We start from the raw sequence: 25,230 nt of genomic DNA on the forward strand, positions 1-25,230 counted from the left end.
GCGAATATTTAACATGAGACCTCACACTCCTTTAGCTTGATTTTTGGTGTTTTTTGGGCGCGCGAGGTCTCATTTCTTTTTCAGGGGGCTGATCCCCTTCTGGTGCCTACTGAAATTTTACACGGCCCGCGGCAAAATATAACTGGTATAATCCCGTAAGTGATGGAAAATATAAAGATGTGCACATCTGGAAGGAGGCCGCCAGTTTGGTCCTGGATATCTGCCGTTCCTTTGGCATCAGTCTGGATCTGGCCCTGGAAGCCCGGGAAATACTGCGGGGTGAAACGGGGCAGGAGATTCCCGGCGTCCGGGTTGACCGGGAAAGGTATAATGAAGCGGAAGTAACCATTGTCAATATCGTGGAAAAGGCCGCTGAAGCCATCATGGGAAAGCCCATGGGTACATATATCACCATCGAGGCTCCCGTATTAAGGGAAAACAATCCCGCCGGCCATCACAGGGTGAGCCAGATTCTGGCCCGGCAACTGGAGCCTTTCATCTCCCCCCTGCCCCCCCATGCCAATATTTTGCTGGTGGGCCTGGGCAACTGGCGAGCCACGCCCGACGCCCTGGGGCCCAGGGCCATCGGCATGAGCCTGGTCACCCGGCACCTCTTCCAGTATGCCCCCCGGGAACTGAAGGGAGGCATGCGTTCCGTGAGCGCCCTGGCCCCGGGAGTGCTGGGTATCACCGGCATTGAAACGGCGGAAATCATCAAAGGCGTGGTGGAAAGAATACAGCCCGAGCTGATGATTGTGATCGATTCCCTGGCCGCCCGCAGCGTAACCCGCATCTGTACCACCATACAAATAGCCGATACGGGCATCGCTCCCGGTTCGGGAATCGGCAACCGCCGGGCTGGTATCAACCGGGAGAGTATGGGCGTACCGGTTATTGCTATCGGCGTCCCTACGGTGGTACATGCGGCAGTTATCGGCCAGGACACCATCAACGCCTATTTACGACAGCTCCAGACGGCCACCAACGCCGGTTTAAACCAGCACCTGGCCCGGCAGGCCATCCAGCAGGTACTGGAACCCTTCGGAGGAAACCTGACCGTTACTCCCAAGGAAATAGATTCTTTAATTGAAAACACGGCCAAAGTAATTGCCGGCGGTCTTTCCCTGACCCTTCACCCGGGACTGACGGCCGATGATTACAGCTATTACCTGCACTAAAAAATCCAACAAGCGGTAAAACCGCTTGTCAGGCAGTCCCTGCCGGGGGACCCGCCCACAGGGAACCGGTGGGAAAATTAGAACGTCAACCAGTTCCTGCAGGCGGGGTTCCCCCCGAAAGGGCACTATACAGGCAACCCGGTACACAACCTGGCTTCTTTTGTGTACCTCCAGGGCTCATAACCTAACCTCCACTAGGGAGTGGTGCGAGCATTAGTCACCTGGGGAGTCGGAGGCTGGGTGCCGCTGGCCAGGCTTTGCTGGTAGGCGGCAATCATCTTACGCACCATGTTACCGCCGATGGCACCGTTAACCCGGGAAGGCAGGTCACCCATGTAACCGCTCTGGGGAACCTGGATGCCCAGTTCCTGGGCGGTTTCCCACTTGAACTGTTCCATGGCCGCGGCGGCCTGGGGAATAATCAGCTGATTCCGCTTTTGTCCTAACGCCATTTGTATTCACCTCCTTATCCTCTGGTCTAGTCTTATTATGGCCTTGTTGAAATTGATTATGACTAGAACATTTTACCCCCGGATTAAAGGAAATTGTCTGTGTAAAAACAGATAATATGCGGCTTTATACGGGGCAAACTTTTTAAAACTTCCTTTTTAGCGGTAGCATATGGTTGATCAATTATAACGGAATTTTTGGAATATTATTTGCTCACGAAAAGGTAAACTTGCATTTCACAACAAAAAGGGGGCAGCCCCCGTAAATTCTTTCAAAGGAATCTGCCCTGCAAATATGAATCTTTAGCTGATGGCCAGGTAGCCCCTGTGGGCGCTGAACCGGTGGTACAGCTCCCGGGCCAGCAGGTGGTGTTCGGGCAGGGTGAGTTCCGGGTCGCGCCTGACCAGGGTCACCGCCTCCTGTCTGGCCAACTCCAGAGCACGCCAGTCCCGCACCAGATCGGCCACCTTTAATTCCGGCAAACCGGATTGCCGGGTACCGGAGAATTCTCCCGGCCCCCGCAACTGCAGGTCCTTCTCGGCCAGAACAAACCCGTCCCCCGTGGAGACCATGGCCTGCAGGCGGAATTGGGCCTCCCGGCTTTTATTGTCGGAAACCAGGATGCAGTATGCCTGTGCGGCGCCCCGCCCCACCCGGCCCCGCAGCTGGTGCAGCTGTGCCAGGCCAAAGCGGTCTGCATCCAGGATAACCATTACGGTGGCATTGGGCACGTCCACCCCCACCTCCACCACCGTGGTGGTGACCAGCACCTGTATTTCCCCCCGGCGGAAATCCTCCATTACCTGGTTCTTTTCCGCCTGCTTTAATCGTCCGTGGAGCAATCCCAACCGGCACCGGGCCAGGGGCCCCCGGGAAAGTTCGTCTATTAACTGAACGGTTGAAGTAAGATCAACCTTTTCCGACTCTTCCACCAGGGGACAGACCACATAGGCCTGCCGTCCCGCAGCCACTTCCCGGCAGATAAACCGGTAAATGGCAGGCAGGTGGGAAGGGGGCACCGCCCGGGTTATCACCGGACGACGCCCCGGAGGCAACTCCCGGATGGTGCTCACTTCCAGGTCACCGTACAGGGTGAGGGCCAGTGTACGGGGAATGGGCGTGGCTGTCATGACCAGCACGTCGGGGTATTGCCCCTTGTATTGTAAAATAGCCCGCTGGCGCACCCCAAAGCGGTGCTGCTCGTCAATGACCACCACAGCCAGTCGCTTAAACTGCACATCCTCCTGGATTAAGGCGTGGGTACCCACCACCAGGGGCAGTTCCCCGGCGGACAGGGCAGACAACAGGGCTTCCCTTTCCTTTTTATTCATACCGCCGGAAAAAAGACCCACTTTCACCCCCAGGGGAGCCAGGGTGCCGGAAAGGGTCAGGTAGTGCTGCTCGGCCAGAATTTCCGTGGGTGCCATCAGGGCGCCCTGCAGACCGTTGTCCACCGCCCGCAGCAGGGCCAGGGTGCTGACCACCGTTTTCCCCGATCCCACATCTCCCTGCAATAGACGGTTCATGGGGGAAGGGGCGTCCATATCCGCCATTATTTCCCGCCAGGCCTGCTGTTGGCCGCTGGTGAGGGTGAAGGGCAGGCCGGCCAGATATTTGTCCACCAGTTCCAGGTTCGTCCGGTAACGGTGGGGTTTAATCTGCCTGGATATGCGCCGGCGGCGCAAAGCCAGAGCCAGCTGCAGCAGGAAAAGCTCTTCAAAAATAAAGCGTTTTCTGGCTCTGACAGCCTCCCTTTCCCCGGGAGGAAAATGGATGTGCGCAAGAGCCACGGGCAGTTCCGGCAGGGAATATTTTTTCACTATGGACGGCGGCAAAAAATCGGCAATCTGACCCGCCCACTCATCCAGGGCCATCCGGATCATGGAACGCAACAAACGCTGGCTCAACTGCTCGGTGGAAGGGTAGACAGGCACCATACCTCCACCCCCAGCCGGTTCATCCCCTTCCAGCAGCTCATAATCGGATACCGCCAGCTGTATTTCACCAAAGCGCCGCTCCAGTTTGCCCGTAACCAGCACCCCCGTGCCGGCGGAAAGCTGCTTTTTTATATAGGGCTGGTTGAACCAGAGGGCAAAAAAATACCCGCCCTGCTCGGCCAGCCTAACTTTGGTGATCCGTAAACCGGGCCGGGGGGTCAATTCCTGAACCGCCACCACCCGGCCCCGGAGGGTGACCTGCTCGCCGGCGGCGCAGGCATGGGAGGGTTTTAATACCGTCCGGTCCTGATACTCCCGGGGAAAGTGATAAAGCAGATCCCTGACCGTTTTTATACCCAGTCTTTGCAGTAGAGCGGCACGCCGGGGGCCGACGGTTTTTACATATTGTACCGGATAATGCTCATAGCCTTCCTGGGTCATCGATTTTCCACTTAACCCCTCTTTTTGCAAAGTGGGTTCCGCTCTTTGGCCAGGTTCCCTCCAGAAACCGGCCAACCGGTATACCCCGCTAACGAGTTACCGGCAGCCCGTAATGGCCGCCGCTGTTTTATCCGCCGGGGCGGGGAAAAGCCCTCCAAAGGATCCACCCTTGCACCCCACAGTTATTTTTGCTAGAATGTATGGGGTGGTTTTGATCAAGGAGGTGGATAAATTGGCCACAAAATGTGCCATTTGCGGCAAGGGTGCGGTGGTGGGCATGCAGTTGAGCCACTCCCATATCCGCACCAAACGGGCCTGGAAGCCCAATTTACAGCGGGTGAAGGCCCTGGTGAACGGAACTCCCAGGCGAATAATGGTTTGTACCCGTTGCCTGCGCAGCGGCCGGGTACAGAGGGCTATTTAAATAAAAGCGGCTGTTACAGCCGTTTTTATTTTTGCCGTGTTTTTGGTCGTTGCGGCGACATGCCGTTTGGCAGCGGTTTTACTGAACACACTAACCCAGTATTTTTTGCAGGCGGGGATTGGGGGTAATACCGGGAATGCGTCCCCTTTTGGCCACCGGCCGGCCGTTGACTACTTTTATGTCCATGGTCATTTCTATAGGCGCCGCACCGGAAATGTAGCTGCCCACCCCGAAGGAATCGGCCCCCGCCTGGGCCAGCAGCTGAATTCGTTCGGGAGTCAACCCGCCGCTGACCAGAATCTGTACGTGCCGAAAGCCCGCCTGGTCCAGCCGGGCACGCACTTCCCGCACCAGGGCCGGGGTAACACCGCCCCTCTCGGCCGGGGTATCCAGCCTGACGGCGGCCAGGTCGCGCCCCATGGCCTGCGCCACCCGCAGGGTCTCTTCCGCTTCATCCTTGAATGTATCTACGAGAATGATCACGGGGGTTCCGGCCGGCATGGTCCGCTGGTATGCCCGGGCCACCTCCAGGGTATCGCCCACAATCAGGATCACCGCATGGGGTACCGTACCCATCGGTTCCTGCCCGGCCAGCTTGGCGCCCAGAATGCAGCTGGCCCCGTCGGCTCCTCCGACCACCGCCGCCCGCTCCATCACCGGCGCTACGGCCGGGTGAACATGACGGGCGCCAAAACAAACCACCTGTTTATTTCCCGCCGCTTCCTTGCATTTTGCGGCCGCCGTGGCCCAACCGCTGGAACTGGCCAGAATGCCCAAAAGGGCCGTTTCGTAGATACCAAAACGGTCATAGGGGCCCTCTATACGTACAACCACTTCTTTTTCCTGAAAACGTTCCCCTTCGGGGAGCGCCCACACGGTAACCCCGGCGGCGGAAAGGAGGTTTTTTACTTCCGGCACCCCGGCCAGCATCCCTTCCCCGCGGGCAAAGATTTCCGCCACCACCGGTGTACCGGCCAGATCCATAGCCCGCAATATCTCTTGAGTTTTCACAAAATAAATATCCGTGGTCCAGCCGTACAGTATCTCCTCCCGGTCGGCGGAATAAAGCCGTTCCCCGGGTAAAACCCGAAAGGCAGCCACTTCATCGAGATTCTGGATGGTTTTCCCTGACACCGGATGTCCCCCTTTATCCTAGATTGCGCATCAAACTGGCCATTTCTATGGCCGCCTGGGCCGCATCCCAGCCCTTATTGCCGGCCTTGGTGCCCGCCCGTTCGATGGCCTGCTCAATGGTATCGGCGGTTATCACACCAAAAATGGTGGGTACGCCGGTATCCAGGCCCACCTTGGCCACACCTTTGGCCACCTCGGCCGCCACATAATCGAAGTGGGGAGTGGCTCCGCGGATCACCGCCCCCAGGCAGATAACCGCGTCAAAACGCTGCAGGGCCACCATGCGCCGGGCCACCAGGGGAATTTCAAAGGCTCCCGGTACCCAGGCTATCTCAATGTCCTGATCGGCCACCCCGTGGCGGTGCAGGGCATCCAGTGCTCCTGTCAGCAGTTTATTGGTAATAAACTCGTTAAAACGGCCCACCACCAGGCCAAAGCGCAAACCCTGTCCCACCAGATGCCCTTCGTATACCTTCGGCATGAATCGTACTCCCTTCGTTATTAAAGATTGATATTAACACTGGCAAAGGGGCATGGGAACCCACCCTGGAGCCGAACAATCGTGTTCAGCTCACTTCGCCGGTGATGTTCAGCAGATGCCCCAATTTGCGTTTTTTGGTGGCCAGATAGAAACGGTTGTGCTTGCCGGGACAAATTTCAATAGGCACCCTGGCCACCACCTGCAGGCCGTAGCCTTCCAGACCGGCAATCTTGCGCGGGTTGTTGGTCATCAGGCGAATTTTTTTCAGCCCCAGATCGGCCAGGATCTGGGCGCCTATACCATAGTCCCGCAGATCGGCGGGAAAACCGAGAGCCTCGTTGGCTTCCACCGTATCTTTCCCCTGGTCCTGCAAATGATAGGCCCGGATTTTGTTCAGCAGGCCAATGCCCCGGCCTTCCTGACGCATGTAGAGAAGCACGCCCACCCCTTCCCGGGCAATCATTTCCATGGCCCGGGACAGCTGGTCACCGCAGTCGCAGCGGATGGAACCGAAAACGTCGCCGGTCAGGCATTCCGAATGCACCCGTACCAGCGGGGCATCCACCTGGCTTATATCACCCTTTACCAGGGCGAGATGGCCCTTGCCGTCCAGTATGCTTTCATAGGCCACGGCGGTAAACTCGCCGTACCTGGTGGGTAAACAGGCCGCATCCACCCGGCGTACCAGTTTTTCGTTTTGCCGGCGATACTTGATCAGATCGGCAATGGTAATGATCTTCAAACCGTGTTCCCGGCAGAAGGCCATCAACTCGGGAACCCGGGCCATGGTACCGTCTTCTTTCATTATTTCGCAGCAGATCCCCGCCGGATACAGACCGGCCAGGCGGGCCAGATCCACCGTCGCTTCCGTGTGCCCGGCCCGGCGCAGCACACCCCCCTCCCGGGCGCGCAGGGGAAAGATGTGACCGGGGCGGCGCAAATCCTCCGGACGGGTGGCCGGATCCAGCATGGCCTTTACCGTCTGTGCCCGTTCAAAGGCCGATATGCCCGTGCTGGTATCCCTGTGATCCACGGAAATGGTAAAGGCAGTGCCGTGTTTATCGGTATTTTGAGTCACCATCAGGGGCAGATCCAGTTCGTCGGCTCGCTGGTTGGTAAGGGGCATGCAGATCAGGCCCCGGGCATGGGTGGCCATAAAGTTGATCGCCTCGGGAGTGACCTTTTCGGCGGCCATGATCACATCCCCTTCATTTTCCCGGTCTTCGTCATCCACCACCACGATCATTTTACCCTCTTTGATATCGGCAATGGCTTCTTCAATGGTGTTGAAACGAAATTCCACGAACAGTCACTCCTTTATTTGTCGTTGGTCGCGTCGGGTCAGGCAAAACCATGTTCAGACAGAAATTCCAGGGAGATATCCCGTTTTTCCGGTGGATCCAGCCGGCTTTGACCGGCCAACAGTTTTTCCACATATTTGCCGATGATATCTGTTTCCAGGTTCACCCTGTCCCCCGGCTTTTTACCCCCCAAAATGGTCTGATGGGCGGTATGGGGAATCAGGGAAACCAGAAAGTCCTTTTCGCCCACAGCGGCTACGGTCAGGCTGGTGCCGTCCACGGCCACCGAGCCCTTCTCCACGATATAGCGCATTAATTCCGGGGCGGCGGCGATGGTGAGCAGTATGGCGATATCCTGCTCCTCCCGGCGGACAATCCGACCCACTCCATCAATGTGACCGGTCACCAGGTGGCCTCCCAGACGGTCTCCCAACCGCAACGCCCGTTCCAGGTTCACCCGGTCGCCGGGGCGCAAGGATCCCAGGTTGGTGCGGGCCAGGGTTTCAGCCATTACATCCGCCGTGAAAGAACGGCTGTCAAAGGCCACCACCGTCAGACAGACGCCGTTTACGGCAATGCTGTCGCCCGGCAGCAGTCCTTCAGTCACGCGGCTGGCCATTATTTGCAACCGGGCGGAATTCCCTCCCCGGGAAATATGCGCCAGCACACCGGTTTCTTCGATCAGGCCGGTAAACATATGGGGTTTCCTCCGAATTACTAAATTGCCCTCCATAGCACACGTCCAACCGGAAAACCGGTACTAAGCCACACCCACCGGCAGCCCGGGGCCGGCCAAAGGCACCTGTTGAATCCGGACTGTAATCGTACCCGTCGCGTCTTATTCCGGCAGGACCAACAAAAAGCTGCCACTTATGGTGTAAAATGCCCCTCGCTCCCGGGCAAAGGACAGCCGTTTTGTACGTAACCTTCCACACATATGTCCGTTCCGTAACGGGTAACGGTTACTTCCGACAGCTTAAAGGCTTTATCCAAACCGGCCGGCCCCATGCCGCCCACCGGACCGGGCGCTTCCCGGCCCCCGATGATCAGGGGGGCAATAAACCAGATCACCTTATCCACGATGCGGGCATACAGGGCGGAAGCATGGATTTCACCGCCCCCCTCTATGAGCACGCTGGTGATTTCCCGGCGACCCAATTCCGCCATCAAAGCGGCCAGGTCCACCCGGGGACCATCCCCGGGCACCACCAGTATTTGCGCCCCGGCATTTTCCAGCCGGCGCAGGTTTTCGACCGGTGCCTCCCGGGTAACGGCCACGATGGTGGGCGCCGCCGACTCCCGGGTAAGCACCCGGGCACATGGAGGGGTGCGGGCCCGGCTGTCCACAATCACCCGGACCGGATCCTTTCCCCCACCTTCCGGCAGGCGGGTGGTCAGGGAAGGATTGTCCCGCAACACCGTATTTATACCCACCAGTATGGCATCGTAACGATCACGCAGGCGGTGTACCTGCAACCGCGCCTCCGGGCCGGTAATCCACCGGGACTCCCCCGTACGGGTGGCGATTTTACCGTCCAGGCTCATGGCCGCTTTGGCCACCACAAAGGGCCGGCGGGTGGTAATGTATTTAATGAAAACCTCATTTAACCGGCGGGCCCGGTCTTCCAGCACACCGGCCTTCACCTCCACTCCCGCCCGGCTTAAAATATCCAACCCCCGGCCGGAAACCAGGGGATTGGGATCGGTCATGGCAGCCACCACCCGGCCCACCCCGGCCGCCAGAATGGCATCCGTACAGGGACCGGTACGCCCGTGGTGACAGCAGGGTTCCAGGGTGACATAGAGGGTGGCTCCCCGGGCCTGTGCGCCGGCTTCCCTCAGGGCATGAATTTCCGCGTGGGGAGTGCCGGCCCGGGCGTGGTATCCCCGGCCCACCACCTGATCATCCTTTACCACCACCGCCCCCACCATGGGGTTGGGGCTGGTGCGCCCCATGGCCCGCCCGGCCAGGTCCAGGGCCATTTGCATGTAGTATTCATCCCGTTGACCGGAAGACATATGGCTTAAGCCTCGCTTTAAAAATATAACAGCCCCGGGGTGGCAATAACTTCACCTCCGGGGCAAAACAAAGGCAAAAACAAACAACCATCCGTACCAACGGACAGTTCTGACGTGCCTTCTCCCATCCAGACTTTCACTGTCGGCCCTGGCCTCACACCAGGTCAACCCGGTACTCACCGAGAACCATGAACTGCCGGGATTGCTTCCATGAAATTAACAGCCGGATCTTAAAATGTGTCAATAGTCCTGTGAGTGCTGGGCTCGCGGGCTCGGAAAAACCTTCCATACCGCCGGTAGGGAATTGCACCCGTCCCCGAAGGCCCTTTAGTTTTGAGAACCATTAAGGCTATTATAGGCCTGTTCATCACCCGTGTCAATATTTTTAACCCGGATATAACGGAAGGTATCTTTTCCGCCACCGGTAAATTGTTCCCCGTTTTTTCCGCCAAAAAATATTGCCTTTTTGTATCAACAAAACCTACACCGGGAGAAGGAATTTTCCCAATCTTCGTAGAATTATATATATACACAAAAGAGCTAATATTTATCGGGGGAGGTATTTTTATGTCTGAAAAAAGGGGCACAGGGTTGATCCCACCACAGGTCAAAGCATTTATGGACTGGGCCGTACGGGACCCGGAAGGCTTCTGGGAAGAAGCAGCCCGCAAAGCCGCCCACGATATTCACTGGTTTAAAAAGTGGGAGCAGGTTTTTACCTGGGATTATCCCACCTTCCGGTGGTATTCCGGTGGGATGACCAATATCTGCTACAACTGCGTGGACTATAAAATAAAGCGGGGCCTGGCCGGGCGGGCGGCTATTATAGCCGAATCGGGAGAAACTGGAGAAACCCGGACGGTGACCTATGGTCAGCTCTACTCCCTGGTAAAACAATATGCCGCCGCCCTGAGGGGGTTGGGCGTAAAGAAAGGTGACCGGGTGGCCATTTACATGCCCACGTCCGTTGAATCGGTCACGGCCATGCTGGCCTGCGCCCGCATCGGTGCCATCCACGTGGCCATTTTCGCCGGCTTTTCCGCCGGGGCGGTGGCGGACCGCCTGCAGATTGCCGGGGCCAGATACCTCCTCACCCAGGACGAAGGATCCCGCCGGGGCAAGCCGGTGGAGTTGAAAAAGATCATTGACGAAGCCCTGGAAAAATGCCCGCCGGACCAGATTCAAAAGGTAGTCCTGCTACAGAAAAACAGGGGAAAAACTCCACCCATGCAGGCGGGACGGGATATCTTCTGGGATGAATTCCTGGCCCTGGGTGAAGGGCAAAGTACCGACGTAGAACCGGTGGAATCCAACGAACCACTGTTCCTGCTGCCCACCTCCGGTACCACGGCCAAACCCAAGGTCACCGTACAGAAACATGGCGGCTACCAGATGTATATTTACTCCATGGGCAAATGGATTTATGATTTACAGGAAAACGATGTATGGTTCTGCACCTCCGACATCGGCTGGATCGTGGGACACAGCTATAATGTCTACGGCCCCCTTCTGGCCGGCGCCACCACGGTTCTCTACGAAGGCACCCCCGATTACCCCCGCCCCGATATGTGGTGGGATGTGGTGGACCGCAACCGGGTGACGGCCATGTGGCTCTCCCCCACCGGCGTGCGTGGACTGATGAAACTGGGCATCGAGCAGCCCCGCAAGCACGACCTGCGCTCAGTCCAACGCATTTTCTGCGCCGGTGAGGTTTTAAATCCACCCGCCTGGGAATGGTTGCAGGTGCAGGTTTTTGAAAACCGCATCCCGGTGATGGACCACATGTGGCAAACGGAAACCTCCGGTCCCATCTTTGCCAACCCCTACGGTCTGGGCATGATCCCCATCAAGCCCGGTTCCGCCGGCATTCCCGTACCGGGGGTGATTGCCGAAGTTGTTGACGACAAGGAAGGTAAGCCCGTAGCCCCCGGTGAAAAAGGCATCGTGATCGTCAAGAGGCCCTTCCCCGGATTGACCTCCACCCTGTGGAACGACCCGGAGACCTACAGACGGGAATACTGGGAGCGGTTCCCCTTCACCGAAGGAGTATATTACTGCGGCGACGCCGCTTCCATGGACGAGGACGGCTATATCTTCTTCGCCGGACGTTCCGATGAAGTAATTAAAATTGCCGCCCACCGTATCGGAACCATCGAAATTGAAAACGCCCTCATTTCTCACCCGGCGGTGGTGGAAGCCGGTGTTTCCGGTGTTCCTGACGAATTGAAAGGCGAGGTGGCCTGTGCCTTTGTGGTGCTCAGGCAGAATTACCAGCCCAGCGAAGAACTGAAAAAGGAATTAATCAACCACATCCGCAAAACCATGGGCGCCATTGTGGTCATGCGGGACATTGAATTTGTCAACACCCTGCCCAAGACCCGCAGCGGTAAAATCATGCGCCGGGTGATGCGCACCCTGTGGGCCGGCAAGGACCTGGGCGACCTCTCTACCATCGAAGAGGAAGCCTCGGTGGACGAAATCCGGGAGGCCATACGCAAAATGCGGGAAGGTTAAACGGAGGATTGGACGATATATATCCTTAATTCCTCTCACTACCGTCAAACCTCGCGTATGATTTTCTGCATACCATTCTGCCACATCCCACCTGGATGTGGCTTTGTCTTTTTATACTCATATATGCGTAAAGTCAAAATGTTTTAACGGCTGAAACGTATCATATTATAAATTTCTGAACCAGTTGATTCAGGTCCCCGGCTATTTTAGCCAGCTGTTCGGCAGCTGCAGATACCTCCTCCATGGCCGCAGTTTGTTCTTCAGCTGTTGATGCCACATTTTGCACCCCGTTTGATACCTGCTGGGCTGAAAGGGCAATACTCTCTACCTGCCCGGCAATTGCATTTACCGACTCAATAATTGCCTGGAAATTGCTACCAACCCTTTCCACGGCTACGGATCCCTTTTCAACCTCTTGATTTGCCTGGTTCATGGCTGATACTACCTTTGCCGACTCTTCCTGTACCTTTTCAATCATCAGATAGATCTCCCTGGCAGCGTTTGAAGATTGTTCGGCAAGTTTTCGCACCTCTTCGGCCACCACGGCAAATCCATGCCCGTGTTCCCCTGCACGGGCAGCTTCTATGGCCGCATTTAACGCCAGTAAATTAGTCTGATCAGCTATATTTGTAATTACTTCAACTATGCGATTTATTTGATTTAGGGTTTCTGAAAGGATATTTATATTATGTGTGCTGCTTTCGCTTGCACTGGTAATCAATTTGACATTATTCATCAATTCGTTCAAACTTTCTGTTCCATTTTTAGCTTCGTGGGTTGTATGATAAAAAGCGGAAGATATCCCTTGAATATCATTGGAAACCTGTTCCACCGTCGAAGCTATTTGGGAAACAATTGCCGCCGTTTCTGATGCACCTGCCGATGTTTGTTCGGCCTGACTGGACAACTGCCCTGCAGAATCAACCAGTTGGTGAGCCACCGGGGCCAATTTATTCAGTATCTCCTTTATATTTTCTCTCATGTTAACAATAGCCCTGCCCAACTCACCAATTTCGTCATTATTGTGAATATCAATTGACCTGGTGAGATCACCTTCCGCCAAAACCATTACGCTTTCTTTAAGTCGGGAAAGTGGTTTCACGATTCTATTACTCAGGAATAGTCCAACCACTATTGCCAGCGCCGTGCCCAGGAGAAGTATTATAAGCATATTGATAACTTCCTGGTTGGCGGCTGCTGTAGCTTCATTCAAAGCTTGCTGAGTTACTATTACCCAGTTCAGGGAAGGTATGTAAGTGTAGCTCGCCAGCCACTTTTGGCCTCCCTCGGTCATTTCCAGGAAACCACTTTTCCCGGCCAGCCCTTCGCGCACAGGCTGAAGTTCGGCTAAACTTGTTCGTTCGGTCACATACTTCTGGTCTGGATGGGCAATGACTATTCCCTTATTATCCACAATATATGAGAATCCAGTTTTGCCAGCTTTATTGGCCTCGATTAAACCCTCCAATGAATCCAGATTTAAGGTCAAATGGATGACACCTTTTATAACACCATTTTCTTTAATTGGTGAAGCCACCATAACCGATGGCTTTTGAGTTCCTCCAGCAATGAGTACCTCACTGACAACGTGCTCCTTTCCACCCATAGCGTCTTTAAAATAGGATCTCTCCCGTAGATCCAATAAATTTTTATCGTCGGAACGAACAATTTGCATCCCTTCCTGATTTATGATACCAATGACATCAAGATCTGGGTTTTTATCTTTAATAGATTTAACAAATGGTTTCAACTCTACAGGATCCATTTTAATAACCTGAGGAGTGTTGGCCAATGTATTGACCAAATTAACTTTGGTCTCAATTAATGTTTCCACATGCCCGGCTAATTTATGTACGATTAGATCATTATAAGCAACAACGTTATTCAAAAGATGATGTCTAACACCTATGACAGTCCATATCCCACCGGCCATTAATGGCAGAATAACAACTATAACAAAAGAAAAAATAAGTTTATACCTCAACCCCAGCCCAACTTTTTTTGAGCGCAACGTTTTATTCCTCCTTTAAAGTATTTCCTCGCATTTTTGCCGACCAGCAAAGGAAAAACCGCAGGGAGAAAAATTCCACTTCCCTGCGGTAACCTTTCTCCCTTGCAACCCGGCCGTCATATTCCCGGAAGGGAACTTTAGACCCGTGGCTTTGCGTCCCCGGCTTTCGCCGGGTTTGCCCGTGAGGAGACATGCGGCCACTTATTCGTAGCCATCAATATCCCGTTCACATATCGACATTATAAATTTGATAAATATTTCTCTGCTGAAAGAACCGCAATGGCGCCATCCGCCACAGCAGTAACAACCTGCCGTAAAGATTTCTGACGGACATCCCCGGCAGCGAAAATCCCCGGGAGAGAAGTGACCATTTCACGGTCAGTAATAATAAAACCTCTTTCATCCATCTCTACCAGTCCCCGCACCAGGGTAGAATTAGCTTCAGTACCAATATAAACAAACACACCCTCAACAGGTAATATTCTCTGGTCACCTGTTTTTACATCCTGAATAGATATTCCTTCCACCATTTCTGAACCACAGATCTCAGTAACGACGGCGTTCCAGATAAACTCTATTTTGGGATTGTTTTTAGCTCGTTCGGCAATCACGGCTGTAGCCCGAAGGGTGTCACGACGGTGAACCAAATATACCTTTTCAGCAAATCGTGTTAAAAACAGCGCCTCTTCAACTGCGGCATCACCACCACCTATTACTGCAATGGTTGCTTCACCATAAAGTGCCCCGTCGCATGTCGCACAGTAAGATACCCCTTTGCCACGAAACTCCTGTTCTCCTTTCACACCCAGAAGTTTCGGGCCGGCACCTGTAGCAACGATTACGGCTCTGCTCAGGTATGACTCACTGGCGGTTTCAACGATAAAATCGCGATCCAGGCGGCGTACGCTGATTACATTTCCTTCACGTACGGTCAACCCGAACCGGCAGGCCTGAGATTCAAACCTTTCCAACAGTTCGCAACCACCAATCCCTTCCGGAAAACCAGGATAATTCTCTATGGTCTCCGTTGTGGTTGCCTGACTTACCGGAACTGTTCCTTTTATGAGCAAGGCATCCATCTTACCACGGGCGGCATACAAACCAGCGGAGAATCCGGCCGGACCGCCACCGATAATGATCAAATCCTTCTTCATTAACCCCACTCCTAACACATGACCGTGAAGCAGGGTATGACAGCGGGGAGAAAAGTATGGCTCAGCCGCTTTTCGCCGGTACAGAAACGCTATATTTGAAAAGATCAGACCGGTATACCGAAAGGCCGGTAATAACCGGCCGTGCCGGTGCCGCATAGATAACCAGCTTTCTGGACAATAGGGGATCACCGGGCTGAATGTTCAAGCGGGCCGCCTCTTGTTGAGAGGCCGCTTTGGCCCCAATTTCATAGTCTGCCTTTTCAATTACCAGGCCTCCTTTTCTGGCCAGTGTAAGGAAAATGGATTCCTGCTGTACATCTTCCGGGCTTACAATCTCACGCATTTCGGGGGGCAGATAGCGGTCATCCAGGGCAACGGGCATGCCGTCTGCGTATCGGCGTCGATCGATGTAAAGGACCGGAGCGCCAGGCGGCATATTCAGACATTTAGCCCATTCCGCTGGAGCCGGAATAATTTCGTAAGCGGCAATAATTACTTTTATTTTCTTGTTTTGAAGGGACCACTCATCAACGAACCGCTCTATTTCCTTCAACTGGCCGCTGACATGAGGCGGGTTAATGAAAGTTCCCACCCCCCTTACCCGGTACAGGATTCCTTCATTGACCAGTTCCTGAACAGCCTGTCTGACCGTTGCCCGGCTCACACTAAACATTTCGGCCAAAGTCTCCTCCGGGTAAAGCTTTTGAGGCAAATTTTCCCCTCGCTGATTTACCTGCTTTTGAATAAATTCCAGCAACCTTTCTTTAATCTGGCTGTACAAGTGCAGGGGGGATTTACGGTCCAGGTGCGTAAACACACCAAACACCTCCAACAAGAGAATGCCCACTGAGCCGTCCAAAGCGGCCCAGTGGTTTGTTATCTTCCTGCTCTTGTACATAATTTTAACGTATTGCTCTACTTTTTACTACTCAAAAAGTGTTTACCTGCTCTGCTGCCTTATCTTTTTCATGCTTGTCACAATGGCCTCTTTGTCAAGGACAAACTCCATCATACCTACCTGCTGCTGGTAGGTTTCTGGGTCCACCAGCTGTTTGATTTCATCCTCCAGGATGTGGTATACGGGGAGTCCCAAAGAGACTCCGGCCAAAGGACCGGCAAAGGTGGGATCGCCGGTGGTAACTGTTTCGGCATAAATCTCCGCGCTTTCCGCATCGGGTGATCCCAAAACAACCACCACGTTTTCAGTACCGTGCTCGTCCACGGCCTTTTTAATCGTTCCCTGATCCTCCAGGTCCATGGCACCAGCTGCCGTTCAGACAAAACACTGGGTCAGGGTCAGCACCGGCTCGGCTCCCGCCGTGCGCATACATTCAGCAATGGCCGGCGCGGGGATGCCGTCCCTTTCACCGATGCAAATTACCTTTTTCCCTTTAAGCATTGGCCAACCTCCTCGTTTTGTTTTTAGTTATTGAGAAAACCCTGGACAAATTTATCCAGCTCTTCCCGGGTTACCTCCTTTCCGGACAGCCGTCCAACCTCCCGTCCATTATGGTACATTAGAAAAGTGGGCAGGCTGAGCACTTTTAAATTGATACACAGCCGCCTGTTTTTACTGCTGTCCACCTTAACCACTTTCAACTGCTGGCTGTATTTTTCTGCCAGCTCCTCGACAAAAGGCATTAAAGCCAGGCAGGGTTGACAGGACGGACCCCAAAAATCAACCAGTACGAAACCCTGAACTGATTCCACTTCCGTTTCGAAATTATCCTTATTCACTTCCTGCGGCATAACATGATCAACCTCCGTTTCTTTCCAGTATAAAGGACATACCATCCGATAACCTGGTCATTTTAGCCAGGAACAGGCTGCCTTTCCCTAAAAACATGGCATTTTTAATTTCTCCCTTCAGGATCATCTCCCGGGCATGACCAAGGAAGGGGACTGCCGAAGCAATGTGTCCCTGGGTGGGTGAAAAACCAGGCATGCCGTATTTCTTTTCGAAGGATTCCAGGTCGGCCGGAGTCAACCATTTGCGCATTACAGCCAGGCCGCCAATCATGCGGTAATTGTTCCGCGGCACATTACCGCTCCCCGCCGGTTCCGTAATTTCGGGGTTATGCATCTCAGTGGCATATTTGCCAATGTCCGTTACCTTTAACCCCATCCGATCAAGGGGCTTTAATACCAGTGATTCCATAATGGCCTGGGGTGCCGAGGAGGCGGCCACATCGTGCTTACCCACCGAATCAAGCCTGATTTGAGGATTATGCCCATCATCGCGACCGACAATGATGGCTAGTGCCCCCAGCACATCTTCCATAATGGGTGTTGACTTAGACAGGTGACCCCGCATTTTCATACCCAGTTTGGCCAGGGAACCACCGCCGACCACCGCAACGGTGTTGAATACGCCGGACTGAACCAGGCTGGCCGCCAGTACCAGCGTGTGTACCGGTGAGCAGCAAAAAGCTTTTATATCGGCACCGCTGCTGTTCCGGCACCAGGAGAGCTCAGCCATGGCCTTGGCCAGGTTGCCGGCACCCCGCTGATACCGGTCACCAACCCCCTCTTCCCCGCAATTCATCACGTAATCAATTGATTCGGGTCCACCATCGTAGGAATGCAACACCTGACGCAGGGCTAAAACACCCGAGGCTTTGCAGGCAAGGTTTTCCAGCAGGATCCCGGCGGTTAAATTCTCATCTTCATCATGCCCGGGACGCATGCAACCAACCAGATTTCCTCCATCGTAGATTGGCAGCGCACCACCGGCAATTTCCCCTTTCAGTTGCTCCATGCTTACACCATTTCCCAGGCGCCCCAAATCATCTTCCGTGATCAGGGGATGGCCGGCCAGAAGCGGCGTTACGGCGGCCGTAAAACCCTCCTCCAGGAGCAATAAATCAAACTCATCGACAATTTTCATTAAACCGTAGAACTCGTTCTGGGGCATTATTTCCCCCCAGGGGCCGGTTCTCCTTGCCCCCGGCACAGGGTGTTCAAACCAGGGTTGATTTATTTCCCATAGCTGTTCGGGGCGCATGTTACCGAGAAATACCTGGTGGGGGGGATACGCTACCGCGTCTTTATAAGTACGCAGGTGTGAAGTGATTTTTTCCAGCAAGCTACTGTCCTTGGGAATCTCCCGTACCGGCTTGGACCCATACCGGACCAGATCCGGGGTATGGGCCAGTATATAGGAAACTCTCTTGACCACTGGAAAGCCCATATAAACTTTACCTCCTTGCGCAAGCATTTATCAGTCAGTGAAAACCTTTTGACCGTCCAACGCTGTTTGCAGGGCGGATAAGGCCTTCTCCACCAGTTTCCGGCGCAGGATTTTTTCCTGCTGGGGACTTAACTCCGGATTGCCCATCGGATGGGGAATGGCTACGGCAGGTACAATCCGGTTGGCTCCCACTGCCATGGCAATTGGTACGATAGTACATATCTGCACGGTGGGCAGGCCGGCCCGTTCCAGTTCCTTGGTAATCGTTGCACCGCAACGAGTGCCCGTCCCTCAGGTGGAAGTGAGAATAACTCCCTCCACACCATCCTTTTTCAGCTGGCCGGCTATTGCCTGGCCGAATTTCTGGCCGTTTTCCAGAGTGGTACCGTTGCCGGTGGTGGTGTAAAAGTAAGGGTAAAGCCGGCCAATCCTGCCCTCCTTTTCCAGATCGCGCAGTACATCCACCGGTAATACCCGGTCCGGATCCTCATTGGCAAAAACATTACTGTAACCGCCATGCACCGATTGAAATTGTTCCCCGCTCAGGTCATCTATGCCGTCCAGGCTGTATTTTAAAAACTTTGTTGCCCTGGCTGATTCCAGCCGGTCCGGGTTCCCCCGGGGTACGATACCGCCCTCCGTAACCAGGGCAATGGTGGCGTCAGCCATGTTAACCACCGGCGGCGCCACAGGCACTCTTTCGAACAGGGGCATTGGCAGTTCTGTATGGTATGGCGATCCCTGTAACTTGGCCAGTAACATCTCCACCGCCCGTGCGGCGCCGGTTTTTTCACTCCAGGCGTTCCGGCGTATACCCCGCGGGAAATACCCCTCTTCCTCGGGAGATCCAATTCCTCCACCGGATGCCAGTTTTAAACCCAGGGCCGCCATGACCGGAATGGCCTGTCGCATTCCTGCGGCGGAAGGACCGGTCTTTACGCAATAAATATCCCTGCGGTAAAGTTCCAGTCCGGGGTTTTCAGCATACATGCCGGTAACGGCCGGTACGCCCAGCTGTTCCTGTACGGCCTTGCAAACTGCCCCGCAGGCGGGACCATAACGGCCAGCGTTAAAGGCCGGCCCGGCAACAACCAGATCGGGCTGCAGGGATTTAATCAATGCAACAACCCCGGCAGCAGCCTGCTCCGGCTGCTCTGCGAAGTAGTTGTCTCCACAAATTACCGTGCCCACAACCCGAGCCTGTTCACCCAGTGCGGCCTGAAGGGCCAGACCCGGCCCCACCGGTTTTTCCACCATCCGGGGAGCAATGCCGGCCTGTTCTTCACCGCCAATTTGTCCGAAAAACTGGTTAAGATAATGAACCACCCTGAACACCAGATTCACCCCCTTTTCAATACTCCCTCACCGTAAGACGGGTCGCCCCCAGTTGATTGGTAGCGGTGTAAATGCGCCCCAGGGCGGTGACAAAGCCGCTTTCCGGCGCTCCTTCAATACCGGCTATTTCAGAACCGCCAATCACCCGGTTTACCGGGGGCAGGCTTACCATTTCATCGTTGTTGCCAGTGGTAACCACCGCATCGGCTTCCGGTGTGGTATCCACCAGGGAGGGCAGCGTCCCATCTTTGCCGGCAATCTCATTGGCTATAATAACTGTTTTAATACCCAGCTTTTCACATTCCCGGCAGGTGAGCATCAGGTCTGTGTCGGCGTGTCCCCCGCCTTCCTGGGTGATTATTGCTCCCTGCGCTCCCACCTGTTGGGCCAACTTAGCTGCAAATACGGCCGATCGATTCTTCTCCATCAATGTGCTATGTTCGTTGGCGATTATCACCCCGGCAAAGATCAGTTCCCGGCCGTGCCGCCGGCCCAGTTCCCTTACCACCGGATTGTTCAGGTGCAGGTAGGTCGGGTTTTTCTGGCAGGCAATGATATAGTTACCGCTTGTGATGGCGCCATCCAGCACTTCATTGGGGTGCAGCAACGTAGGTAAGAGTGCCCGGGCGTGTTCTCCATAGACAAATGTGTCTCGAAGCAGACCCTGGGATTGCAGGTGGTAGATATAAACCACCCGGGGAAGATTATCTTTTACTGCCAGGGTATCGATATCATAAACTTCCACTTCATCGGGAACCGCTTCCCTGGTCACTTCGGCCAGATACATGGCTGCTTCCAGTGTGGCCAGGCGTGTGGCCCGATCAAATTCCACATCATTCATCCCAGATGCCGGTGTACAGAGCAATACCAGGTTCACAGTCCGGGAAAAGAGGCTGTAATTTGCCCCCGGGCCGGACATGTCAATAATCCCTTCCTGAATACCCTGCCGCCGGCCGGTTTGTATAACGGCCACCCCGTCCAGGACATTGGTCCGCCCTTTTCCGGCTATTTCCATTCTGCCCGTTATGCCTGGAAAAGGAGTGGTTCCCCCCTCAACTTTTAATCGCGGTTCCACGGCATCCATTACATGAATAATCCTCACGCTTTCCCCGGGGCGGGCTATTTCCACGTCCACTGACTCAAAAAGCCCCTCCCGGTTGATCGCCTGGATCAGTTCCCCTTTGTTGATGTAAAGCATACCCTTTTCCAGCCTGGTGGCACCGGCAAACCGCGCATCCGACACTTTAAACCGGCATAACTCCAGTTTCAAAGAAAACTCCCCTCCTTCGCCGGGCTGTTTTAAATTACACCCATCCAGTGCCAGTAGGTTGCCGTAAACAAGACCATCAACAAAACCGCTATCAGAACCAGGGGTACACCCACTCGCAACATTTCATCCGAACTGAATGTATCAGTGGAATAGGCGACCATGGACATGGGTGTATTGACGGGCAATATTACTGAAAACTGAATGGTATAATACAGAATCAGTGTCATACCCCAAACGCTAAGGCCGGGAATGGAAAGACCCTGGGCAAAACCAATAGCCGTAGGTACAAGAGCTGCCACCGCCGCCGACCGGGCGGAAAAAGCCAGGGCAAAGATGGAAAAGAACAGGCCGCCGGCGGCAATCATAAGCAAGAAGGGCCATTTATCCACACCCAGGGCAACAATGGTATTTTTGGCCACCCAGGCAGCAGCGCCGCTTTTTAAAAGCCACTGTCCCAGGGAAATAGCCGCCCCCAAGAGCATCAACGTGCCCCAGTTAACCTTGCCTGCCAGCTCCTTCCAGCCGGCCACATTAATACCGGGGAAGAACATGGCCACCACAGCCAGAATAGCCACCGTACTGCTATCCAGCGGGTGAAGCACTTTCCCCGTGGCCCACAAGACAATTGTTAAAAGCATAATAATCAACAGTTTAATCTCTTTACCGGTTAACGGGCCCAATTTGGCCAGCTGCTCCCTGATCACTTCATCCCCACCGGCAAGTTTTTCGTTGTCCACGGGGAAGAAACGCAACACCAACCAAAGAAGGACTAAACCCATCACGATAGAAAAGGGCATACCATAGATAAACCAGTGTAACCAGGTGATATCATGTTTGGTCGCCTGGGAAATAAACATGGCCGTCTGAATTGGCGGGGCACCGGAAGTAAGAATACCCATTCCGGCAATGCCAGTTCCAAATGCCACCAGCAAAAGCATCGCCTTGGGCAGGTTGCTCTTGCGATCCAGTTTAAAAGCCTCAATGATCCCCACCGATGATCCCCACCGACACCGCCGTCATCAGCGCAGCGTTGGCAGCCTGTGCGGGGATAAAAAGTGTAAGGATAAAGGACATTAACAGCACACCAACCAGTACCCGCTTTGGCCGGGCACCCATACGATTTAGGATAACCAGGCCGATTCTTTCTCCTAATCCGCTTTTCTCAATGGCCGCTGAAATGAAAAGGGCGGCACAAACCAGAACCCAGGCTGAGGAACTAAACCCGGACAGGGCCATACCCAGGGCTTTTTCAGTTCCGATCAGGTTAGCCGGCTTATCCGGGTCAGGGCAAAACGCTACCAGCACCGTAAAGGCCGCTATAAGGAAAAATGAGCTGGCTGAATAAGATACTGCCTCGGAAATCCAGAGAACAAGCATGGAAGCCAGTACGCTTAGCAGCGCATGTCCTGTAGGGGTCAGGGTGGACGGAAAATTAATAGATTGGAAAGCGATAAGAACGACTATTGCCAGGATTATTCCAACGAAAGTCCGCACCTTTTTCTTATCCGTTTTTACACCGGACACCGTTTTAATGGCCGTTCCCATTATTTTCTACCTCCTTCTGCTATAATTTTTCATTACAACCGTCTATTGTTATATCCGACAAATATCACCCCCCAAAAAAGAATTAAATTAAAAACTCACGGCATAGCCAGAAAATAATTCCAGGGACTCAAATTGTACTAATATCCATATGTTAGGTTGTCCATACATCCATATTAATCATATCGTGAAAAATTGTACATGTCAATAAAAAAACAGTCAGCATATAATTCGAGTTTTCTATTTGTTACATTTAGAACTTTTATTTACTTTATTTTACTATTCCGGCAGGATAATGCCTCTTACAAATTATTAATGATGGCTGATAATCAGACGTGAATAGCAAGATTCGGAGGCCCTGACCGAACCAAAAACTTCCCATAAAAATACCCCCTGGCGGGGGTTTTGTCTTTCTAACATTCAGGGGGGGGTTCGTTCTCTCTGGAAGTGTCGGTCTGGTCTGTTTCGGCGTCGCGGATTTGTTCGGTCTGCTTTTTCATATCCTTGACTTTGTTTTCTAAGTCCTTCCAACCCATACCGATCCCTCCTCAAGGTTGCTATTATTCCTAATATTCCCTGAAGAGGTGCTTTTTATACCTGCAATATTATTCCTTTTTCGGCACGCCGCCTACCAGGTTATAAACCTGCTCTCTCAACTCGGGAGGGGCCAGCACAATGAGAATATCCCCGGCATGGATCACCGTATCGGCCTGGGGGGAAAGAATTTCCTCCCCGCCCCGGTAAATGGACAGTACGGTGGAGCCGGTTCGGGCACGGAACTCGGCCTCGGCCAGGGACTTGCCCACCAGAGGCGAGGTGGGCAGGATGCGAATTTCCTCTATACGCTGCAAATTACCGGCCATTTTAAAAGTATAATCCAGCAGTTCGTTCATCAGTTTTTCTATTTCGGCATTGATGCGGTCCCTTTCCCGGAGCAACCGGTGCAACCGTTCCTGCATGTCCCTTAAAACCTGACGCTGGCCGCATTCAGCCAGGAAGGTTTCCGCTGCCCGCTGGGATTTAACCACCACACCCACTCCGGGTGATACCTGGACAATATCCGTATCCTGCAAAAGGGTGAGTGCCCGGCGAATGGTTTCCGGTGAAACGTTATATTTACCGGCCAGGGTGGAACGGCCGAAAATTTTTTGCCCTTCCCGATACTCACCCCGGGCAATCCTGGTGGCTATATCAATGGCAATAGTGGCATAACGGGATAAAGGGTGGGAACCCAGGGCTTCCATTTTATCTACTCCTTTTTTGTTCTCTTATTTATTATCGTCCGTATTGGTCAAAACAAAACCAATCCGGCCCCCTTGAACGGGCCGGATCGCACCGCATCCATCACACCCCGGGAAATAACCGGCTTAGCTAACCGACTTAACCTCAAAACCCTGTTTGTTAAGGTCCTCCACCAGGGAATCGGGTTCTACGGTGCTCAGGCGCAGCATGATCTGTACCCTTTCATTATCCTTGTCCCGGCAGGCCAGACCCAACACGTTGATCTCGTGCTTTCTGACCAGGGATAAAATATCGGCCAGTGTACCAACCCGGTTCTCAGCTTCCAGCACCATCCTGGTACCGGCCTTGCGTAAACCAAATATCCGGATCAGGGCATCCAAAATGTCGGTCTGGGTAATCAGGCCCACCAACCTGTCCCCTTCCACCACCGGCAGGCTGCCGATTCTATGCTCCCGCATGAGCAGGGCAGCCTCTTCTATGGTGCAGTCGGGGACAACGGTAATGACATTTTTCTTCATCACTTCCCTGATCACCATTTTAGACAGCAAGTAATTCAGCTCAAATACACTCAAGGTGGTGGCCGGCGAAGGAGAAACCGTGAGCAAATCCCGTTCGGTAACTACTCCGATCAACCGCCCCCTTTCCGTCACCGGTAGATGACGGATCCGGTTCTTGCGCATTATGTTCAGGGCTTCCAAAATAGGGGTCTCCTGGTTAATGGTGATGGGAGACGTGGACATGTAATCCCGTACAAACATTCTGAAAACCTCCTGGCAACTGGCCTTTATTTTTATTATAACATCGTCCGTCCTTAGCGCAATGGTCAAGCCATAATAATTCTTCTAATTCAGTTCTTTTCCCGAAAATTAATAACCATATGAAAAACAGACAAATCCACCTTTCCCCCAAACCGGACAACTGGTTGGTAGCTCAATGAAACAAACCGGGAAAGGGGGGATGGGAGGGATTAAAGTAATCAGCCAGCGCCCAGAAAAGGATTAAAACAACCAGTCCTATGACCCAGGTCAAGGCAATTTTACGATGATCCCAGGCTGTAAAATCCCACAGGTAGAAGTAAAGCAACATATAAGGACAGAGAACCAGAAAAAGCCAGGTAATGTCCATTCCACCCACTCCCACTTCATCACTATATATCTTATCATAATTTTCCTTTTTATATTTCTATATATTTCTAGTCCTATTTTTCAATAGTTCTTAATAATTTCCCCATATCTTTCTACCGGCCCTATCGACCATTTTCGATAATATATTATATTTTATCATTTTTTCCGGATACAGTGGACAGGTAAAGAAAAGCAGGCCGTATTTATAGCCTGCTTCAGGGTTTAGGTTGGTGGGCTTGTGTTTGGAACTGAGCAATAGCAACATATCGCAAAACTAAACCGGATGGCGCCTGCATCCCTGTCCCATTCCCCGGACGGAACCATCGCCCGCTTAATCGGATCAGCGTCCCTGAAATTCGGGCTTGCGCTTGTTTAAAAAGGCATCGATCCCCTCTTTCCGGTCGTCACTGGTAAAGACCAGGCCGAAAAGATCCGCCTCGTGGGCCAGGGCCTTTTCCAGATCCATTTCCAAACCCTCGTTCA

25 protein-coding genes and 2 riboswitches are annotated in these 25,230 nt (G+C 53.5%); of the genes, 3 read left to right on the forward strand and 22 right to left on the reverse strand.

The genetic code is table 11. The features are described 5' to 3' along the window. Positions 1-206: 206 nt before the first annotated feature. Complete coding sequence (gpr, locus tag GFC01_RS15345) at positions 207-1,178, forward strand: GPR endopeptidase (protein ID WP_152948047.1); 972 nt, start codon at positions 207-209, stop codon at positions 1,176-1,178. 194 nt (positions 1,179-1,372) lie between these two features. Here the strand turns inward: gpr and GFC01_RS15350 are convergent, their stop codons facing one another. Together GFC01_RS15350 and recG are read right to left on the reverse strand one after the other, a co-directional pair. Beyond that, positions 1,373-1,630, reverse strand: a complete 258-nt coding sequence (locus GFC01_RS15350; protein ID WP_152948048.1) for an alpha/beta-type small acid-soluble spore protein — start codon at positions 1,628-1,630, stop codon at positions 1,373-1,375. A 300-nt stretch (positions 1,631-1,930) separates the two neighbouring features. Then, a complete protein-coding gene (gene recG, locus GFC01_RS15355) occupies positions 1,931-4,006 on the reverse strand; it encodes an ATP-dependent DNA helicase RecG (protein ID WP_152948049.1) in 2,076 nt (691 codons plus the stop codon). Positions 4,007-4,238: 232 nt separating this feature from the next. Here recG and rpmB point away from each other — a divergent pair, with 232 nt between their 5' ends. Further along, positions 4,239-4,430 (forward strand): 50S ribosomal protein L28, encoded by a 192-nt coding sequence (gene rpmB, locus GFC01_RS15360; protein WP_152948050.1) that lies wholly within the window; start codon positions 4,239-4,241, stop codon positions 4,428-4,430. A gap of 90 nt (positions 4,431-4,520) precedes the next feature. On the opposite strand, the gene GFC01_RS15365 is transcribed toward rpmB, so the two are convergent. From GFC01_RS15365 to ribD, 5 genes are all read right to left on the reverse strand, one after another. Beyond that, positions 4,521-5,564, reverse strand: coding sequence for a nicotinate phosphoribosyltransferase (locus GFC01_RS15365; RefSeq protein ID WP_341474035.1), 1,044 nt, complete (start codon positions 5,562-5,564; stop codon positions 4,521-4,523). Positions 5,565-5,577: 13 nt separating this feature from the next. Beyond that, entirely contained in the window at positions 5,578-6,045 is a 468-nt protein-coding gene (ribH, locus tag GFC01_RS15370; protein WP_152948051.1) for a 6,7-dimethyl-8-ribityllumazine synthase, read from the reverse strand. 85 nt (positions 6,046-6,130) lie between these two features. Further along, positions 6,131-7,348, reverse strand: coding sequence for a bifunctional 3,4-dihydroxy-2-butanone-4-phosphate synthase/GTP cyclohydrolase II (locus GFC01_RS15375; protein WP_341474036.1), 1,218 nt, complete (start codon positions 7,346-7,348; stop codon positions 6,131-6,133). Positions 7,349-7,386: 38 nt separating this feature from the next. Further along, the gene (locus GFC01_RS15380; RefSeq protein ID WP_152948053.1) at positions 7,387-8,043 is read right to left on the reverse strand and encodes a riboflavin synthase; all 657 of its coding nucleotides are present in this window, start codon (positions 8,041-8,043) and stop codon (positions 7,387-7,389) included. Between the two features lie 173 nt (positions 8,044-8,216). Then, positions 8,217-9,365 (reverse strand): bifunctional diaminohydroxyphosphoribosylaminopyrimidine deaminase/5-amino-6-(5-phosphoribosylamino)uracil reductase RibD, encoded by a 1,149-nt coding sequence (gene ribD / locus GFC01_RS15385; protein WP_152948054.1) that lies wholly within the window; start codon positions 9,363-9,365, stop codon positions 8,217-8,219. Between the two features lie 112 nt (positions 9,366-9,477). Continuing rightward, positions 9,478-9,693: riboswitch (FMN riboswitch) on the reverse strand. Positions 9,694-9,932: 239 nt separating this feature from the next. On the opposite strand from ribD, the gene GFC01_RS15390 reads away from it, so the two are divergent. Further along, positions 9,933-11,879: an acetate--CoA ligase gene (locus tag GFC01_RS15390; protein ID WP_152948055.1), complete on the forward strand. Its 1,947-nt coding sequence runs from the start codon at positions 9,933-9,935 to the stop codon at positions 11,877-11,879. A 160-nt stretch (positions 11,880-12,039) separates the two neighbouring features. Here the strand turns inward: GFC01_RS15390 and GFC01_RS15395 are convergent, their stop codons facing one another. The 15 genes from GFC01_RS15395 to GFC01_RS15455 all read right to left on the reverse strand — a co-directional run bounded on the left by GFC01_RS15395 (position 12,040) and on the right by GFC01_RS15455 (position 25,213). After that, positions 12,040-13,890: a methyl-accepting chemotaxis protein gene (locus tag GFC01_RS15395; protein ID WP_152948056.1), complete on the reverse strand. Its 1,851-nt coding sequence runs from the start codon at positions 13,888-13,890 to the stop codon at positions 12,040-12,042. 100 nt (positions 13,891-13,990) lie between these two features. Beyond that, a riboswitch (cyclic di-GMP riboswitch) is annotated at positions 13,991-14,080 on the reverse strand. 49 nt (positions 14,081-14,129) lie between these two features. Then, positions 14,130-15,044, reverse strand: a complete 915-nt coding sequence (gene trxB, locus GFC01_RS15400; protein WP_152948057.1) for a thioredoxin-disulfide reductase — start codon at positions 15,042-15,044, stop codon at positions 14,130-14,132. A 61-nt stretch (positions 15,045-15,105) separates the two neighbouring features. Continuing rightward, positions 15,106-15,861: a UTRA domain-containing protein gene (locus GFC01_RS15405; RefSeq protein WP_194174981.1), complete on the reverse strand. Its 756-nt coding sequence runs from the start codon at positions 15,859-15,861 to the stop codon at positions 15,106-15,108. A 123-nt stretch (positions 15,862-15,984) separates the two neighbouring features. Further along, positions 15,985-16,443, reverse strand: coding sequence for a glycine/sarcosine/betaine reductase complex selenoprotein A (gene grdA / locus GFC01_RS15410; RefSeq protein ID WP_152948059.1), 459 nt, complete (start codon positions 16,441-16,443; stop codon positions 15,985-15,987). Positions 16,444-16,466: 23 nt separating this feature from the next. Next, a complete protein-coding gene (locus tag GFC01_RS15415) occupies positions 16,467-16,793 on the reverse strand; it encodes a thioredoxin family protein (protein ID WP_152948060.1) in 327 nt (108 codons plus the stop codon). 7 nt (positions 16,794-16,800) lie between these two features. Then, complete coding sequence (gene grdC / locus GFC01_RS15420) at positions 16,801-18,234, reverse strand: glycine/sarcosine/betaine reductase complex component C subunit beta (RefSeq protein WP_152948061.1); 1,434 nt, start codon at positions 18,232-18,234, stop codon at positions 16,801-16,803. 30 nt (positions 18,235-18,264) lie between these two features. Beyond that, positions 18,265-19,572, reverse strand: coding sequence for a glycine reductase complex selenoprotein B (grdB, locus tag GFC01_RS15425; RefSeq protein ID WP_152948067.1), 1,308 nt, complete (start codon positions 19,570-19,572; stop codon positions 18,265-18,267). A 13-nt stretch (positions 19,573-19,585) separates the two neighbouring features. After that, positions 19,586-20,839 carry a glycine/sarcosine/betaine reductase component B subunit gene (locus tag GFC01_RS15430; RefSeq protein WP_152948062.1) on the reverse strand — a complete coding sequence of 418 codons (1,254 nt, stop codon included), beginning with the start codon at positions 20,837-20,839 and terminating at the stop codon, positions 19,586-19,588. A 29-nt stretch (positions 20,840-20,868) separates the two neighbouring features. Beyond that, positions 20,869-21,831 (reverse strand): SLC13 family permease, encoded by a 963-nt coding sequence (locus tag GFC01_RS19830; RefSeq protein WP_207707630.1) that lies wholly within the window; start codon positions 21,829-21,831, stop codon positions 20,869-20,871. Beyond that, positions 21,818-22,384: an SLC13 family permease gene (locus GFC01_RS19835; protein WP_207707631.1), complete on the reverse strand. Its 567-nt coding sequence runs from the start codon at positions 22,382-22,384 to the stop codon at positions 21,818-21,820. The genes GFC01_RS19830 and GFC01_RS19835 overlap by 14 nt, the downstream gene beginning before the upstream one ends. A gap of 410 nt (positions 22,385-22,794) precedes the next feature. After that, positions 22,795-22,917 carry a hypothetical protein gene (locus tag GFC01_RS19840; RefSeq protein WP_279233496.1) on the reverse strand — a complete coding sequence of 41 codons (123 nt, stop codon included), beginning with the start codon at positions 22,915-22,917 and terminating at the stop codon, positions 22,795-22,797. A 69-nt stretch (positions 22,918-22,986) separates the two neighbouring features. Continuing rightward, positions 22,987-23,625, reverse strand: coding sequence for a GntR family transcriptional regulator (locus tag GFC01_RS15440; RefSeq protein WP_152948063.1), 639 nt, complete (start codon positions 23,623-23,625; stop codon positions 22,987-22,989). Between the two features lie 123 nt (positions 23,626-23,748). Next, the gene (locus tag GFC01_RS15445; protein ID WP_152948064.1) at positions 23,749-24,381 is read right to left on the reverse strand and encodes a CBS and ACT domain-containing protein; all 633 of its coding nucleotides are present in this window, start codon (positions 24,379-24,381) and stop codon (positions 23,749-23,751) included. A gap of 172 nt (positions 24,382-24,553) precedes the next feature. Continuing rightward, positions 24,554-24,748 (reverse strand): hypothetical protein, encoded by a 195-nt coding sequence (locus GFC01_RS15450; RefSeq protein ID WP_152948065.1) that lies wholly within the window; start codon positions 24,746-24,748, stop codon positions 24,554-24,556. Positions 24,749-25,087: 339 nt separating this feature from the next. Continuing rightward, a complete protein-coding gene (locus GFC01_RS15455; protein ID WP_243137576.1) occupies positions 25,088-25,213 on the reverse strand; it encodes a hypothetical protein in 126 nt (41 codons plus the stop codon). Positions 25,214-25,230 lie beyond the last annotated feature (17 nt).

Origin of the sequence: Desulfofundulus thermobenzoicus, assembly GCF_009428905.1 — a bacterium.
In the GTDB taxonomy this organism is placed as follows: Bacteria; Bacillota; Desulfotomaculia; order Desulfotomaculales; family Desulfovirgulaceae; genus Desulfofundulus_A; species Desulfofundulus_A thermobenzoicus.

Coding starts and splice junctions, on each gene's coding strand:
- GFC01_RS15350 (WP_152948048.1), bottom strand. CDS start 1,630: ATGGCGTTAGGACAAAAGCGGAATCAGCTGATTATTCCCCAGGCCGCC.
- ribH (WP_152948051.1), bottom strand. CDS start 6,045: ATGCCGAAGGTATACGAAGGGCATCTGGTGGGACAGGGTTTGCGCTTT.
- GFC01_RS15455 (WP_243137576.1), bottom strand. CDS start 25,213: ATGGATCTGGAAAAGGCCCTGGCCCACGAGGCGGATCTTTTCGGCCTG.
- GFC01_RS15440 (WP_152948063.1), bottom strand. CDS start 23,625: ATGGAAGCCCTGGGTTCCCACCCTTTATCCCGTTATGCCACTATTGCC.
- GFC01_RS15450 (WP_152948065.1), bottom strand. CDS start 24,748: ATGGACATTACCTGGCTTTTTCTGGTTCTCTGTCCTTATATGTTGCTT.
- GFC01_RS15390 (WP_152948055.1), top strand. CDS start 9,933: ATGTCTGAAAAAAGGGGCACAGGGTTGATCCCACCACAGGTCAAAGCA.
- GFC01_RS15445 (WP_152948064.1), bottom strand. CDS start 24,381: ATGTTTGTACGGGATTACATGTCCACGTCTCCCATCACCATTAACCAG.
- trxB (WP_152948057.1), bottom strand. CDS start 15,044: ATGAAGAAGGATTTGATCATTATCGGTGGCGGTCCGGCCGGATTCTCC.
- grdC (WP_152948061.1), bottom strand. CDS start 18,234: ATGGGCTTTCCAGTGGTCAAGAGAGTTTCCTATATACTGGCCCATACC.
- GFC01_RS19835 (WP_207707631.1), bottom strand. CDS start 22,384: ATGGGAACGGCCATTAAAACGGTGTCCGGTGTAAAAACGGATAAGAAA.
- GFC01_RS15415 (WP_152948060.1), bottom strand. CDS start 16,793: ATGCCGCAGGAAGTGAATAAGGATAATTTCGAAACGGAAGTGGAATCA.
- GFC01_RS15380 (WP_152948053.1), bottom strand. CDS start 8,043: ATGTTTACCGGCCTGATCGAAGAAACCGGTGTGCTGGCGCATATTTCC.
- ribD (WP_152948054.1), bottom strand. CDS start 9,365: ATGTCTTCCGGTCAACGGGATGAATACTACATGCAAATGGCCCTGGAC.
- recG (WP_152948049.1), bottom strand. CDS start 4,006: ATGACCCAGGAAGGCTATGAGCATTATCCGGTACAATATGTAAAAACC.
- GFC01_RS19840 (WP_279233496.1), bottom strand. CDS start 22,917: ATGGGTTGGAAGGACTTAGAAAACAAAGTCAAGGATATGAAAAAGCAG.